This is a genomic window from Saccharothrix sp. NBAS 001 (genome assembly GCF_056640475.1).
On record NZ_CM153251.1, the window covers coordinates 24,930 to 40,271 of the forward strand.

Sequence of the window (15,342 nt, forward strand, 5' to 3'; positions counted from 1 at the left end):
CCTCATGACCCACGGGCCGGGCGCGCGCTTCACCCTCACCGTCCTGGGCACCACCGACCTGCACGCCCACGTCTTCAACTGGGACTACTACGCCGACCGCGAGTACGACGACCCCGACCACGACGACGTCGGCCTGGCCAAGATCGCCACTTTGGTCCGCGAGGTGCGCCGGACCACCCCGCACACCCTCCTGATCGACGCCGGCGACACCATCCAGGGCACCCCGCTGGGGCACTACTTCGCCGCGATCGAGCCCGACCACCCCCACCCCATGGCGGTGGCGATGAACGCCCTCGGCTACACCGCCGCGGCCGTCGGCAACCACGAGTTCAACTACGGCATCGCCCACCTGCGGGCCTTCGAGCGGCAACTGGACTTCCCACTGCTCGCCGCGAACGCGCTGACCACCGACGGGACCCCGGCCTTCCGCGCCCACACCACCGTCACCGTCCACACCGGCTCGACGCCGCTGCGCGTCGGCATCCTCGGCCTGACCAACCCCGGCATCGCCGTGTGGGACAAGAACCACGTCGACGGCCACCTGACCTTCCCCGGCCTGGTCGAGCAGGCCAGGACGCACGTCCCGCCGCTCGCCCGGCAGTGCGACCTGGTGATCGTCGCCGCGCACTCCGGCGCGGACCTGTCGTCCTCGCTCGGCGACCTGCTGCCGTTCCCGGAGAACTGCGCCGCCCTGCTGGCCGAGGAGGTGCCGGGCGTCGACGCGATCCTGGTCGGCCACGCCCACGTGGAGATCCCGCAGCGGCACGTCACCAACCGCGCGACCGGCCGCACGGTCCTGCTGACCGAACCCCTCTACTGGGGCAAACGGCTCAGCGTCATGGAGTTCGACCTGGTGGAGACCCCCGATGGCTGGCACCGGACCGACTCCCGCGCGCACGTCCGCAACACCAACACCGTCCCGGAGGACCCCGTCGTCAGCGCGCTCGTCCGCGAGGCCCACGACCGAGTGGTGGCCTACGCGAACTCCCGGATCGGCACGTGCCGGTCGGCGATGTCCGTCCACACCGCCCGCTACCAGCGCACCGCCGCCCTGGACTTCGTCAACCACGTGCAGGCGGCCACCCTCCACACCTCCTTGAAGGGCGCGTTCCCCGTCGTCTCCATCACGTGCCCGTTCAACCGGAGTGCCGCGATCCCCGCCGGCGAGGTGTCGATCCGGGACGTGGCCGGCCTCTACCCGTTCGAGAACACCCTGGTGGGCGTCGAACTGACCGGCGCGCAGCTCAAGGACTACCTCGAACGCTCCGCGCACTACTTCCGCGCCCACTCCACGCCCGGCCCGCACCACCCCGACGAGCTGACCAACGCCGACAACACCCCGGACTACCTCTACGACGTCGCCACCGGGCACACCGACCCGCTCACCTACGACATCGACCTGGCCAGACCACCGGGCGACCGCGTCACGAACCTCCACTACGCCCGCTCCGCGATCCGGCCCCGGGACCGCTTCGCGGTGGCCGTGAACAACTACCGGCACTCCGGCGGCGGCAACTTCCCGCACGTCTCGACCGCCCCGGTGCTGCACAGCCGGCACCAGGAGATCCGCCGCCTGCTGATCGACTGGGTGGGCTCGACCGGGCTGGACCCGGCGGCGTTCGAGATCCCCAGCTGGCGGCTGGTGGTCGACGGCAGCCCGGTGATCATCCGATGATCCCCGACGTGCTCGCACCGGACCTGGACGTGCTGTTCTGCGGCATCAACCCCGGCCTGCTGTCCGAGGAGAAGGGGCAGCACTTCGCCCGTCCCGGCAACCGCTTCTGGCCCGCCCTGCACCTGTCCGGCTTCACCCCGCGCCGGTTCACCCCGGACGAGCAGTTCGAACTCCTCGACCACGGCCTGGGCATCACCAACCTGGTGGCCCGCGCCACCGCGAAGGCCGACGAGCTGACGGCCGCCGAACTCCGGGCGGGCGCGGCCGTGCTCACCGCGCTGGCCGAGTCCCGGCGACCGAGGTTCGTCGCGGTCGTCGGGATCACCGCCTACCGCACCGCGTTCTCCAGGCCGACCGCCAAGGTCGGCCCGCAACCCGAACCGATCGCGGCTTCCCGGCTGTGGCTGCTCCCCAACCCCAGCGGCCTCAACGCCCACTACCAGCTACCCGACCTGGCCGACGTCTTCCGCGAGCTGCGCCTCGCCGCGACCGCCTGACGCCGCGCCGCCCCCGCCCGACCAGCCGCCCCCGCCCGACCAGCCGCCCCCGCCTGACCAGCCGCCCCCGCCCGGCCGGCCGTGCTGCCCCCGCACTACAGCCTGCGCAGCCCTTCCAGCACGCGCTCCAGCAGCAGCACGTCGGGCCCGTCCGCCGCCGCGACGTTGTCGTGCATCCCCACGACACCCATCGTGATCAGGTCCCCGAGCAGCACCCGCACCACGCCCAGCGGCAGCGACATCAGCGCGGACACCTCCGCCACCGACCTCGGGTACGCGCACAGCTCCACGATCGAGCGCTGCTCCGGCCCCGTGTCGCGCATGGCGATCGCGACCCCGTTCTCCTCCAGCGAGACCAGGGTCTCCAGCCGCAGGTCGTACTCGGAGGAGGTCCGCCCGCCGGTCCACGCGTAGGGCCTGACCAGGGAGCCGCTCCACTCCTGCTCGACCTCGTCGTCCGGCCCGACCCGCGCCGGGTTCACCTCGTCGTCGAAGTGCCTGTTGAACGGAGCTGTCTCGTCCAACGGGGGCCTGCGCTCCGCTCGTGACCCACGTCCGGCTCCCGTCCCACGCTCCACATCACGCACCGGCCCAGCATCCCGCAGATCAGCCGCGTCCGGCAGGTCCTCCAGTCGGTCGTCCAGACTCCGCCGCAACGCCGCCGACCCGAACCTGGCCCCGGTCGCGCCGACCTCGCCGCGCGGCGATCGCCGCCGCTTCACCGGTTCGGGCACGTCGCCCGCCTGGTCGTGACGACCGCCGGGTAACCCGTCGACCGGGTCGTCGAGACTTCGGCGAAGCGCAGACGACCCGAACCGGGCACCCGTCGAGCCGACCTCACCCCTCGGGGACCGCCGACGCCGGGGTGCCGCGCGTCGGGGGTCCGGGCTGCCGGTGCTCACACCTCGGGAACGGTAGCCCTCGGCGCGTCCGGTTCGTGTCCGCCGTGTTTCGACCTCGTGCAATCCTCGTTACCGGGTGCTCGTGCGGCCGTGCGGACGGTGCTGCGCGATGATGACGAGGTGCGCATCCGCGAGGTGGAGATCTCCGACGACATGATCCGGCTGGGCCAGTTCCTCAAGCTGGCGGGCCTGGCGGACAACGGCGCGCACGCGCGTGAGCTGGTCGAGGAGGGCGACGTGACCGTCAACGGCCGGGTCGAGTCCCGCCGGGGCGCGCAGCTGCACGACGGCGACGTGATCGCGGTCGGCGAGGAAAAGGCCCGTTTGGTCGCGAACCGTTAGAGTCGCGTACTTTCCCCGAGATCCACTCCCGGGAACCTTCAGCAAACCTTCAGTCGGCCCTTCGAGCACGACTGACCCTTGCGGATACCCAAGATCCCGAACCAACCCCTCAAGATCCCGAACCCTCAAGATCCCGAACCCTCAAGATCCCGATCCGCCAAGTTCGCGATCCGCGAAGATCCCGAACCGCCCAGACCTTCGAACCGCCAAGCCCTCGAACCCACCCCTCGCGAGATCCCGAACCCGCGAGATCCCGAACCGCCGTCAGGATCCCGAACCCGCCGAGGGCGGGGTCCCCTGCACCCGGTACGCCCACTCCTCGTGCCAGCAGTGCGGGTACACCCCGCGCTGGAAGTACGCCGCCACGCCGTCGATCGGCGCGCGCTCCCGGTCGTGGTAGACCAGCCAGTACGGCAGCACCGTCGCCACCACCCAGTTGAGCAGCACCAACGGCAGGTAGAGCGGCCCGAACAGCCGGGCCTGGAACACGTGCACGGCCTCGTGCCGGTCGATGCCGGGCGAGACCCCGGCCTGCACCGGCCCCACGGTCGTGGCGAACCCCTTGATCACCCCGTCGCGCAGCCCGATGGTGCCGCTGTGCCGGGTGAAGTCGGTATCCACCGAGTTCCCGCGCCTCAACGCGTACACCAGCAGCAGCACGCCCAGCGCGGTGTTGGGCAGGCTCCACGTGAAGTCGATCACCCCGAGCCACCACCCGCGCGCCGAACGCGGGTACAGCCGGGTGCGCCACGCCCATCGGCCGTGGAGCGCACCGAGGAGTCCGCCAACCGCCAGGACCACGTACACCGGCCCATTGTGCACCGACGTGAACTGGGTCACTCCGCGATCCTCCGCCCAGGTCGGGCATTTTGTCCGGCCGTCACGGGAAGTGCCCGGACCGTTGCGCCGAATAGTCGCTTCCGGTCTGTGAATGGGTGACAGCGGGGTGCCACCTGCGCCCGCCCGACCTTAGGGCCTTTCGGCCCTTTTTGGACCGTTCGCGGCTCGTTTTCGACTCCGGTCGAAAACCGGGTGTAACGCGAGCCGTCCCAGAATCGATGGATCACCCCGCTCGTGCCTGGCGCGGACCACCGGTCACTGTGGACGGTGCCCACCTGTCACTTGCTGGGCTTTTTTGGGACACTTGTTTGGTAACCGCACGTCACACGCCGGTGCACGTGTGTGCACGGTCGCGTAGCGCGGCGAATGCCGTTCGAGGAAGCTGTTCACTGTGTGTGTAACGCGCCGCCCTGGCCTGACGAATGACGGTTTGCGCAGGCGAGAAAAAACGCCGACCGCACATTTGCCAACACACCACACGCGGGTCCGTCGGGGATGCCCTGCGATGTTGCACGTCCGAACCGGCCCAACCGGGGGAGCACAGCGATGAGCGAGCAGGTCCAACCCACGCGCCGCAGACCGGTCGCGGGGGTGACGACGACCAACATGACGACGACCGACCTGACGGCCGATCTCGCGTCGATCAACCGCACCACCCATCCCACGGTGAGCACGTGGGAGCCCGCCTACCGGTACGGGGTCATCGCCGCCGACATCGTCTGCACCGTCCTCGTGGTGGTGCTCGCCGGTGCGGTGCTGTCCGCCAACCACCTGACCTTCGGCCCGCTGCCGCTGCTCGCCCTGGAGGCGGTCACGGTCGCGATCGTCGTCGGCTCCCTGTTCCTCAACCGGGTCTGGAACACCACCGTGCTCGGCCAGGGCGCGGAGGAGTTCCGCCGGCTGGGCCGGGGGCTGTTCGGGTCGGTGGTGGCGCTGGGCTTGGGCGCGCTGGCCGCCGGGATGCCCGGGGCGCGGCTCTGGGTGTTCGTGGTGGGCCCGGCGATCGCTCTCGTGGCGTTCCCGGTCCGCTACGCGCTGCGCAGGCCGCTGCACCGCGCCCGGGGCGAGGGCAAGTGCCTGCTGCCGGTGCTCGCGGCGGGCAATGTGGACACCGTCAAGGACCTGATCTCGCGGACCCGCCGCGCGCCGCACCTGGGCTGGCGGGTGGACGCGGTGTGCACTGTGGACGGACGCGCGGAGATCGGCGTCGAGCTGGAGGGCATCCCGGTGGTCGGCCGGTTCGGCGAACTCGCCGACCAGGTCCGCCGGGGCGGCTACCGGATCGTCGCGGTCACCCCGGACGCCTACTGGACGCCGCGCCGGCTCCAGCAGCTCGCCTGGGACCTGGAGGGCACCGGCACCGAGATGGTCGTCGCGCCGGCGCTGATGGACTTCGCCGGCCCGCGCCTGCACGTGACCGGCGTGCTGGGCATGCCGCTGCTGCGGGTCACCGAGCCGTCGTTCACCGGGTTCCGCCGGGTGATCAAGGCGATGGTGGACAAGGTCGGCTCGTTCCTGCTCGTCTGCCTGCTCTCGCCGGTGCTGCTCGCGGTCGCCGTGGCGATCATGATCGACACCAGGGGGCCGGTGCTCTACAAGCAGCGCCGGGTGGGCAAGGACGGCAAGCCGTTCACGATCGTCAAGTTCCGCACCATGGTCACCAACGCCGACGCGCTGCGCGCCAAGCTGGAGTCGGTGAACGAGGGCGCGGGCGTGCTGTTCAAGATGAAGCGCGACCCCCGCGTCACCGCGGTCGGGCGGGTGCTGCGCCGCTACTCGATGGACGAGCTGCCGCAGCTGCTCAACGTGCTCGCCGGCTCCATGTCGCTGGTCGGACCTCGTCCGCCGCTGCCCGAGGAGACCGCGAAGTACGCCCCCGACGTGCGCCGCCGGCTGATGGTCAAGCCCGGCCTCACCGGCCTGTGGCAGGTCTCGGGCCGCAGCGACCTGTCGTGGGAGGAATCCGTCCGGCTGGACCTGCGCTACGTCGAGGACTGGTCCCTCGCGCTGGACGCGCTGATCATCTGGAAGACCTTCCGGGCCGTCTTCGGCGGTCAGGGCGCCTACTGACGTGGCCGCCGAACCGCCGCCCGCCGACATCGAGCACACCGGCACCGGGACCGACCGGGCCGCCGGCACACCCACTGATCTGAGGAGCGAGATGGACCAGCCGATCGGCATCGCCGTCATCGGCGCCGGGTACTGGGGACCGAACCTGGTGCGCAACGCCCAGGCCACCCCCGGCCTCAAGCTGCGGTACCTGTGCGACCTGGACACCGAACGCGCCCGCCGCGTGCTCGGCGACTACTCGACCGTGCGGGTCTCCGGCTCGCTGGACGACGTGCTGGCCGACCCGGCCGTCGACGCGGTCGCCATCGCCACCCCGGCCGCGACCCACCTGCCGGTGGCCATGGCCGCGCTGCGCGCCGGCAAGCACGTGCTGGTGGAGAAGCCGCTGGCGGCCGGGTACGCGGAAGGTCTGGAGCTGGTGCGGGAGGCGGACAACCGCGGCCTGACGCTGATGCTCGACCACACCTTCGTCTACACCCCGGTCGTGCAGCACCTGCGCGAACTGGTGCGCGGTGGTGAGATCGGCACCGTGCAGTACCTCGACTCGGTGCGGGTCAACCTCGGCCTGGTGCAGCCGGACGTCGACGTGTTCTGGGACCTCGCGCCGCACGACCTGTCGATCTTCGACGCGATCCTGCCCGACGGCGTGCGCGTGACGCGGGTCTCCGCGCACGGCTCGGACCCGATCGGCGCGGGCCGCGCGTGCATCGGCCACCTGACGCTGGAGCTGTCGGACGGGGTGCTGGCCCACGTGCACGTGAACTGGCTGTCGCCGACCAAGATCCGCACCATGATCGTGGGCGGTTCGCGCCGCACGATCGTGTGGGACGACCTGAACGTCGTCCAGCGCGTGTCGGTGCACGACCGGGGCGCGGACGTCATCGAGGGGCACGAGGCGCGCACCCAGGCGATCGTGTCCTACCGCCGCGGCGACACCGTCGCCCCCGCGCTGCCCGAGCGCGAGGCGTTGCGCGGCGTCATGGCGGAGTTCGCCGCCTCGATCACGGAGAAGCGCGCGCCGCTCACCGACGGGTGGTCGGGTCTGCGGGTGCTGGCCACCCTGGAGGCGGCGTCGGCCAGCCTGGCGGCCGGCGGGGAGTTTGTCACGGTGCGGGACGTCGGTCCGGCCAACTTGGAAGAGGCGGTTGCATGACTGGGGTAGCGGCCCCGAAGCAGGGCATGGACATGACGGTCACGCCGACCGGGATCGAAGGCGTGTTCGTGGTCCAGCCGGAGTGGTTCGAGGACGAGCGGGGTTTCTTCTTCGAGTCCTACAGCAAGCGGCGCTGGGAACAGCACGGCCTGCACCTGGACTTCGTGCAGGACAACCACTCCCGGTCGTCGGCGGGTGTGTTGCGCGGGTTCCACTTCCAGAACGGCCTGGCCCCGCAGCACCGCCTGATCCGCTGCACGGTCGGCGCGATCTGGGACGTCGTGGTGGACATCCGGGTCGGCTCGCCGACGTTCGGCAAGTGGTTCGGCATCGAGCTGTCCGCCACCAACCGCACCCAGCTGCTGATGGGCCCGGAGTTCGCGCACGGCTTCGCGGTGCTCTCCGACATCGCCGAGGTGCAGTACAAGACCACCGGCTTCCACAACCCGGCGGCCGAGGGCCTGCTGGCGTGGGACGACCCGGACGTGGGCGTGCCGTGGCCGATCGAGAACCCGACGCTGTCCGCGAAGGACAGCGCCAACCCCAGCCTGGCGACCTACCTGGAGAACCCGGCGTTCCACTATGGAGAATCAGCGTGAACCTGCGTGACGCACGTGTCCTGATCACCGGCGGTGCGGGCCTGATCGGCTCGACGATCGCCGACCAGCTGCTCGACGAGGGCGTCGCCGAGATCGTCGTGCTGGACAACCTGGTGCGCGGCCGGATGGAGAACCTGGCCGGCCCGCTCGCGGCCGGCGCGGTGAAGTTCGTCGAGGGCGACCTGCGCGACGTCGAGACCGTGAAGTCCACCATGGACGGCGTGGACCTGGTCTTCCACCAAGCCGCCATCCGGATCACGCAGTGCGCGGAGGAGCCCCGCCTGGCGCACGACGTGCTGGCGACCGGCACGTTCAACGTGCTGGAGGCGGCGGTCGAGGCGAAGGTGACCAAGGTCGTCGCGGCCTCGTCCGCGTCGATCTACGGCCTGGCCGAGGTGTTCCCCACCGAGGAGAGCCACCACGCCTACGCCAACCGCACGCTCTACGGCGCGGCGAAGGTCTACAACGAGGGCCTGCTGCGCAGCTTCAACGAGATGTACGGGCTGGACTACGTGGCCCTGCGGTACTTCAACGTGTACGGCCCGCGCATGGACGTGTTCGGCGTGTACACCGAGGTCCTGGTGCGCTGGATGGAGCGCATCGCGGCCGGCACCCCGCCGCTGATCCTCGGCGACGGCAGCCAGACGATGGACTTCGTCTACATCTCCGACATCGCCCGCGCGAACGTGCTGGCCGCCAAGAGCGACGTGTCCGACGAGGTGTTCAACGTCGCCTCCGGCACCGAGACCAGCCTGGCCCAGCTCGCCGACGCGCTGCTGGAGGTCATGGGCCGCACCGACCTGCGGCCCGAGCACGGCCCGGAGCGCAAGGTGAACGCGGTGCCGCGCCGGCTGGCGAGCACCGAGTCCGCGCGCACCAAGCTCGGCTTCGAGTCCACGGTGTCCCTCCACGAGGGCCTGAAGAACCTCGTCGAGTGGTGGCGCGTCGAGACCGCCGCCGGGAACCCCAATCTGCAAGGAGCCAAGTAGATGATCCCGATCACCCGCCTCTACGTCGGCCAGGAAGAGGCCGACGCCGCCGCCGAGGCGGTGCTGTCCGGGTGGCTGTCGGTCGGCCCGCGCGCGGCGAAGTTCGAGGAGCTGGTCGCCGAGCAGGTCGGCGCGAAGCACGCGGTGGCCGTGAACAGCGCGACCACCGGCCTGCACCTCGCGCTGGCCGCGCTGGGCATCGGCGAGGGCGACGAGGTGATCTGCCCGTCGTTCACGTTCATCGCGACGCCGAACTCCATCCGCTACACCGGTGCCACTCCGGTGTTCGCGGAGATCGACGAGCGGACCTACAACATCGACCCGGCGCACGTGGAAGCGCTGATCACGCCGCGCACCAAGGCGATCATGCCCGCGTCGCAGATCGGCCTGCCGGCGGACCTGCACGCGCTGCGCGAGATCGCCCGCAAGCACGGCCTGCACCTGGTCGAGGACGCCGCGCCCGCGTACGGCGCGACCATCGACGGTGTCCGGCTGGGCACGATCAGCGACATCACCGTGTTCTCCTTCGACGCGCGCAAGATCCTCACCACGGGTGAGGGCGGCGTGGTCACCACGGACGACTCCGAGGTGGCGGCGAAGCTCAAGGCGCTGCGCGCGCACGCGGCCTCGATCTCCACGCTCACCCGGCACACGTCGACCGCGGTGATCTCGGAGAGCTACGACGAGGTCGGCTTCAACTACAAGATGACCGACATCCAGGCCGCGGTCGGCATCGTGCAGCTGGGCAAGCTGGACCACGTGGTCAAGACCCGCCGCTCCCTGGCGGCCCGCTACGACGAGCTGCTGGCGGGCAACGAGTCCCTGGTCCTGCCGCACGAGCCGGCCGGGTTCGGGCACGTCTACCAGTCCTACCTGGTGCGGTTGACCGGGCACGCCCGGATCGACGTCATGAACGCGATGGCACAGCGCGGTGTCGCCACCCGGCGCATCACGGCGTGCCACCTGGAGCCCGTGTACCACGCGGGCGACGCCACGCCGTCGCTGCCGGTGACGGAGAAGGTGGCGGCGGACCACATCCTCTTGCCGCACTTCGTGGGCCTGACCGACGAGGAGCAGGACGAGGTCGTCGATGCGCTGAACGCCGCGACCGCCTAGCGGGAGCGGTCGGCGTCGGCAACGACCCGGTGGCCGGGGGCAGGGCCCGGCCACCGGGCCTCGTCATGCCCAGCGTGGTTACGCAGAGTGACTACGGACCCGAGGTTCGGCATTGTCATCCAAATGAGATCTCCACCGGGGTAACAGCTTGACAAGTTCAGGCGACGTTCGGAGCAATAAGGTTGCACTACGGGGAGTAGTGACGGCCGCGCTACGGAGTGCGTTCGAGGAGTTGACTGGTCTATGGCGTCGCCGGCAAGACGTCTTGTTAGGGCCCTATGTGCAGCACTGATGGTGACCGGTTGTGTCACGCCCCTGGTCCTCCTCACCGCGACGGTCGCGAACGCCGCCCCGTGTGACGCACCCGTCGTCAACAAGGTGCTGTGCGAGAACACCAAGCCGGGAACCCCGGACTGGCAGGTGCCGTCTCGCGACGACTCGATCCTGGGTTACACCACGGACATCAGCTCCACCCCGGGTGGCCAGGTCGCGTTCAAGATGCTGACCAACGCCTCCTCGTACACGCTCGACATCTTCCGGCTCGGCTGGTACGGCGGCGTCGGCGCGCGCCAGGTCGACTCGATCTCGCGCAACACCCCGCAGAACCAGCCGCCGTGCCTGCGCGACACCCCGAGCGCCCTGATCGACTGCGGCAACTGGGCCGTGTCGCTGACCTGGAACGTGCCGGCCAACGCGGTCTCGGGCATCTACTACGCCCGGGTCACGCGCAACGACAACGGCCTCCAGAACGAGATCGCGTTCGTCATCCGCGACGACACGAGCACCTCGAAGATCTTCTTCCAGACCTCGGACTCGACCTGGGTCGCCTACAACCGCTACGGCGGCAACTCGCTGTACTTCGGCGACGGCCCCGGCCAGGGCGGCCAGGCGTACAAGGTGAGCTACAACCGTCCGTACACCGGCGGTGACGGCGACGAGAACTTCATCTTCAACGCCGAGTACCCGATGCTGCGCTTCATGGAGCGCAACGGCTACGACGTCAGCTACACGACGGACGTGGACAGCGCCCGGCGCGGCCAGCTGATCAAGAACCACAAGGTGTTCATGGCGGTCGGGCACGACGAGTACTGGTCGAACGAGCAGCGCGCCAACGTCGAGGCGGCCCGTGACGCGGGCGTGCACCTCGCGTTCCTCACCGGCAACGAGATCTTCTGGAAGACCCGCTGGGAGAAGAGCATCGACTCGTCCCAGACGGACTGGCGCACGGTCGCCTGCTACAAGGAGACCAAGGGCACCCAGAACGACGGCCTGGCCGACTGGACCGGCACTTGGCGGGACCCGCGCTACAGCCCGCCGCAGGACGGCGGACGCCCGGAGAACTCGCTGCTGGGCAACATCTTCACGGTCAACGGCCGGCGCGACGACTCGCTCCAGGTCCCGGCCGCGTACGGCAAGATGAGACTCTGGCGCAACACGTCGCTCCAGAACATGGCCGCGGGCACCACGTACACGTTCCAGCCGGGCACGCTCGGTTACGAGTGGAACACCGTGGAGGACAACGGCTACCAGCCCGCGGGCGTCGGCCAGTTCTCCCGCACCACGGTCGCCATGCTCGACGGCCCGTACGTGCTCCAGAACCACGGCGACTACTACACGCCCGACACCAAGACCCACGCGATCACCTACTACAAGTACCCGTCGGGTTCGCTGGTGTTCGGCGCGGGCACGGTGCAGTGGGCGTGGGGCCTGGACGACGAGCACGCGTTCCTCACCAACACGCCGACCTCCGACATCCGGATGCAGCAGGCCACGGTGAACTTCCTGGCCGACATGGGCGTCCAGGCCGCCTCGCTGATGCCCGGCCTGGTGCAGTCGGCCGCGATCACCGACACGACCGCGCCGTCGGTGAGCTTCAACAACGTCCCGGCGGTCTCCAGCGTGGGCCAGCCGTACACGTTCAACGGCACCGTCGTCGACTGGAACGGTCAGGTGACCGGCGTCGAGGTGTCGACGGACGGCGGCGTCCGCTGGCACCCGGCGGTGTGGCAGGCGGGCCAGACCTCGTGGAGCTACACCTACACGCCCCCGTCCTCGGGACCGGCGCAACTGCGGGTGCGCGCGGTGGACGACTCGCTGAACCTCTCCACGCCGGTGACGGCGACTCCCGCGGTGGCGGCACGGGCCTGCCCGTGCGGCATCTTCGCGGCCAACGAGGCCCCCAAGACACCGGACATCCTCGACGGCTCCGCGCTGGAACTCGGCGTGAAGTGGCGGGCCAACACCAACGGCTACGTCCGGGGCGTCAAGTTCTACAAGGGCCCCAACAACGCCGGCACGCACACCGGCACGTTGTGGACGGCCGGCGGCCAGCAGTTGGCGACCGGCACGTTCGTCAACGAGACCGCGAGCGGCTGGCAGACCCTGCTGTTCCCGGTGCCGGTGGCGGTCAACGCCAACACCACCTACGTCGTGTCGTACCTGTCGCCGACCGGGCACTTCTCGGCCGACAACGAGTACTTCAGCCGCCGCTCCAAGTACCTGGAGCCGCTGACCGGGCTGCAGAGCGGGGTGGACGGCAAGAACGGCCTCTTCCGCTCCGGCGCGGGCTTCCCCGACCGCGAGTCCCAGGACGACAGCAACTACTGGGTCGACGTGGTGTGGGCGCCGGACCCCGGCCCCGACACCCGCGCGCCGGAACTGGTGGCCACCAGCCCGTTGGCGAGCGCCGCCAGCGTCGCGCTCACCCCCACCCTGACCGCCACCTATGACGAGGCGATCAACCCGAGTTCGCTCCAGTTCACGCTGACCGGTCCGGGCGGCGTCGCCGTCGCGGGCACCGCGTCGGTGACCGGCAACGGCAAGACCGCCCAGTTCACGCCGAACGCGGCGCTCACCCCGGGCACGGCCTACACGGCGGGCGTGCGGGTGAAGGACGCGGCGGGCAACCAGACCGCGTTGTACAACTTCGGCTTCACGACCGGCGCGAACCGGCCGGCGACGTGCCCGTGCACGATCTGGGACGACTTCGCCTCCCCGGCGACGCCCAGCGCGGACGACGCCACGGCGGTCGAGGTCGGCACGAAGGTCCGGTTCAACGGCAAGGGCGAGGTCCGGGGCGTCCGGTTCTACAAGGGAGCGGGCAACACCGGCACCCACAAGGGTTCGCTGTGGTCGGCCAGTGGCCTGCTGCTGGCCACCGGCACGTTCACCGGTGAGACGGCGTCGGGCTGGCAGACGTTGACGTTCTCCTCGCCGGTCGTGGTCCAGGCGAACACGACCTACGTCGTCTCGTACTACGCGCCCAACGGGCACTACTCCGTGACGCCGGGCTACTTCGACGGGCAGAGCGCCAGCTACGGCGCGATGCGCGCGCTGTCCAACGGCACGGACGGCCCCAACGGCCTGTACCGCTACGGCGCGGGCGGCGGGTTCCCGACGTCCTCGTACAACGCGGCGAACTACTGGGTCGACGTGATCTACAAGAACGGGCTCAACGGCGACACCACGCCGCCGACCCTCAACACCCGCACGCCGGGGACCGACGCCACGAACGTCGGGCCGAACTCCTCGCTGTCGCTGGTGTTCTCCGAGGCGATGGACCCGGCGTCGACGCAGATCTGGCTCACCGACCCGGGCGGCGCGAAGCTGACCGGCTCGGTGGCGCTGTCCGGCGACCAGAAGACCGTGACGTGGACGCCGAGCGGCCCGTTGAAGCCCAACACGCGGTACACGGCGAGCGTGCTGCTGGCCGACGTGAACGGCAACGCGATGACGTCGACGGCGACGTGGTCGTTCACCACGTCCACCACGGCGACGTGCCCGTGCTCGCTGTTCAGCTCGGCGACCGTGCCGACCACCACGTCGGCCGACGACAGCGGCTCCTACGAGTTGGGCGTGCGGTTCAGCCCGACGCAGAGCGGCAAGATCACCGGCGTCAAGTTCTACAAGGGCGAGGGCAACACCGGCACCCACACCGGGTCGCTGTGGTCCTCGGCGGGTGTCCGCCTGGCGACGGGCACGTTCTCCGGTGAGACGGCGTCCGGTTGGCAGACGCTGACGTTCTCCTCGCCGGTCACGGTCGCACCGGGGTTGATCTACACGGCGTCGTACTTCGCGCCGAACGGCCACTACGCGATCGACCAGGGCTACTTCCAGGCGACCGGGATCAACGCGCCGCCGCTGACCGCGCCGCAGACCGGCGAGGGCAACCCGAACGGCGTGTTCCAGACCGGCGGCGGCTTCCCGACCACGTCCCACCAGGGCAACAACTACTGGGTGGACGTCGTCTACACGCCGAACGCCGACACGACGGCGCCGGTCGCGTCCGGCCACACCCCGCTGACCGACGCGGTCGACGTGCCGCTCACCACCCAGGTGACGGCGAGCTTCGACGAGCCGATCGACCTGACCAACACGCAGTTCTCGGTCAGCGACCCCGGCGGCGCGAAGCTCGACGGCACGCTCACCCGGTCCGCCGACCAGCAGACGGTGCAGTGGACGCCCGCCAAGCCGTTGGCGGCGACCACGAAGTACACCGCGAGCGTGCGGGCGGCCGACGTCGGCGGCAACATCATGGCCACGGCGCTGACCTGGTCGTTCACCGCGGCGACCAGCCAGACGTGCCCGTGCTCGCTGTTCAGCGGCGCGACCGTGCCGACGGTCCCGTCCGCCGACGACGGCGACGGGTACGAACTCGGGGTGCGGTTCACCCCGTCGGCCGACGGGTTCATCACGGGCGTGAAGTTCTACAAGGGCACCGGCAACACCGGCACCCACACCGGCACGGTGTGGTCGGCGGCCGGGGTGTCCCTGAAGACCGGCACGTTCAGCGGCGAGACGGCGACCGGCTGGCAGACGCTGACGTTCGGCACGCCGCTGGCGGTGACGGCGGGCACGACCTACGTGGCCTCCTACACCGCGCCCAACGGCCACTACGCGGTGAACCACGGCTACTTCGCGGGCTACACCGCGACGTCGCCGCCGCTCACCTCGCCGGCCACCGCCGAGGGCGCGCTGAACGGCCTGTACCAGGTCGGCAGCGGGTTCCCGACGAACAGTTATCAAGGCAACCACTACTGGGTCGACGTGGTCTTCACGACCAGCTGAGACCACCGGCCGGGTCCACACTGGACCCGGCCGGTCCGCGTTGCGAGGCGGATCGGGCTCGCATCGCGGAGCGGGTTCGAGCGATTCGAGGG

At 70.2% G+C, this 15,342-nt stretch carries 11 protein-coding genes; 9 read left to right on the plus strand and 2 right to left on the minus strand.

Going from position 1 to position 15,342, the window contains the following annotated elements:
- The first annotated feature begins 4 nt into the window (after positions 1-4).
- Positions 5-1,675 (plus strand): bifunctional metallophosphatase/5'-nucleotidase, encoded by a 1,671-nt coding sequence (locus tag AC0HI0_RS00105; RefSeq protein WP_480930142.1) that lies wholly within the window; start codon positions 5-7, stop codon positions 1,673-1,675.
- Complete coding sequence (gene mug, locus AC0HI0_RS00110) at positions 1,672-2,172, plus strand: G/U mismatch-specific DNA glycosylase (RefSeq protein ID WP_480930143.1); 501 nt, start codon at positions 1,672-1,674, stop codon at positions 2,170-2,172. Before AC0HI0_RS00105 ends, mug begins: the two co-directional genes overlap by 4 nt.
- A 95-nt stretch (positions 2,173-2,267) precedes the next feature.
- On the opposite strand, the gene AC0HI0_RS00115 is transcribed toward mug, so the two are convergent.
- Positions 2,268-2,696: a DUF742 domain-containing protein gene (locus tag AC0HI0_RS00115; protein ID WP_480930144.1), complete on the minus strand. Its 429-nt coding sequence runs from the start codon at positions 2,694-2,696 to the stop codon at positions 2,268-2,270.
- A 477-nt stretch (positions 2,697-3,173) separates the two neighbouring features.
- Here AC0HI0_RS00115 and AC0HI0_RS00120 point away from each other — a divergent pair, with 477 nt between their 5' ends.
- Entirely contained in the window at positions 3,174-3,416 is a 243-nt protein-coding gene (locus AC0HI0_RS00120) for an RNA-binding S4 domain-containing protein (RefSeq protein WP_480930145.1), read from the plus strand.
- Between the two features lie 264 nt (positions 3,417-3,680).
- Here AC0HI0_RS00120 and AC0HI0_RS00125 read toward each other — a convergent pair whose 3' ends face one another.
- Positions 3,681-4,256, minus strand: a complete 576-nt coding sequence (locus AC0HI0_RS00125) for a hypothetical protein (RefSeq protein WP_480930146.1) — start codon at positions 4,254-4,256, stop codon at positions 3,681-3,683.
- Positions 4,257-4,862: 606 nt separating this feature from the next.
- Here AC0HI0_RS00125 and AC0HI0_RS00130 point away from each other — a divergent pair.
- The 6 genes from AC0HI0_RS00130 (at position 4,863) to AC0HI0_RS00155 (ending at position 15,250) form a co-directional block, all read left to right on the plus strand.
- On the plus strand, positions 4,863-6,326 hold the full coding sequence (locus AC0HI0_RS00130; RefSeq protein ID WP_480934554.1) for a sugar transferase: 1,464 nt from the start codon (positions 4,863-4,865) through the stop codon (positions 6,324-6,326).
- A 1-nt stretch (position 6,327) separates the two neighbouring features.
- Entirely contained in the window at positions 6,328-7,479 is a 1,152-nt protein-coding gene (locus AC0HI0_RS00135; protein WP_480930147.1) for a Gfo/Idh/MocA family protein, read from the plus strand.
- On the plus strand, positions 7,476-8,078 hold the full coding sequence (gene rfbC / locus AC0HI0_RS00140; protein WP_480930148.1) for a dTDP-4-dehydrorhamnose 3,5-epimerase: 603 nt from the start codon (positions 7,476-7,478) through the stop codon (positions 8,076-8,078). Before AC0HI0_RS00135 ends, rfbC begins: the two co-directional genes overlap by 4 nt.
- Positions 8,075-9,067, plus strand: a complete 993-nt coding sequence (locus AC0HI0_RS00145; RefSeq protein ID WP_480930149.1) for an NAD-dependent epimerase/dehydratase family protein — start codon at positions 8,075-8,077, stop codon at positions 9,065-9,067. The genes rfbC and AC0HI0_RS00145 overlap by 4 nt, the downstream gene beginning before the upstream one ends.
- On the plus strand, positions 9,068-10,183 hold the full coding sequence (locus AC0HI0_RS00150) for a DegT/DnrJ/EryC1/StrS family aminotransferase (RefSeq protein WP_480930150.1): 1,116 nt from the start codon (positions 9,068-9,070) through the stop codon (positions 10,181-10,183). It begins immediately after the preceding gene.
- A gap of 291 nt (positions 10,184-10,474) precedes the next feature.
- On the plus strand, positions 10,475-15,250 hold the full coding sequence (locus AC0HI0_RS00155; RefSeq protein ID WP_480930151.1) for a DUF4082 domain-containing protein: 4,776 nt from the start codon (positions 10,475-10,477) through the stop codon (positions 15,248-15,250).
- Positions 15,251-15,342: the final 92 nt, after the last annotated feature.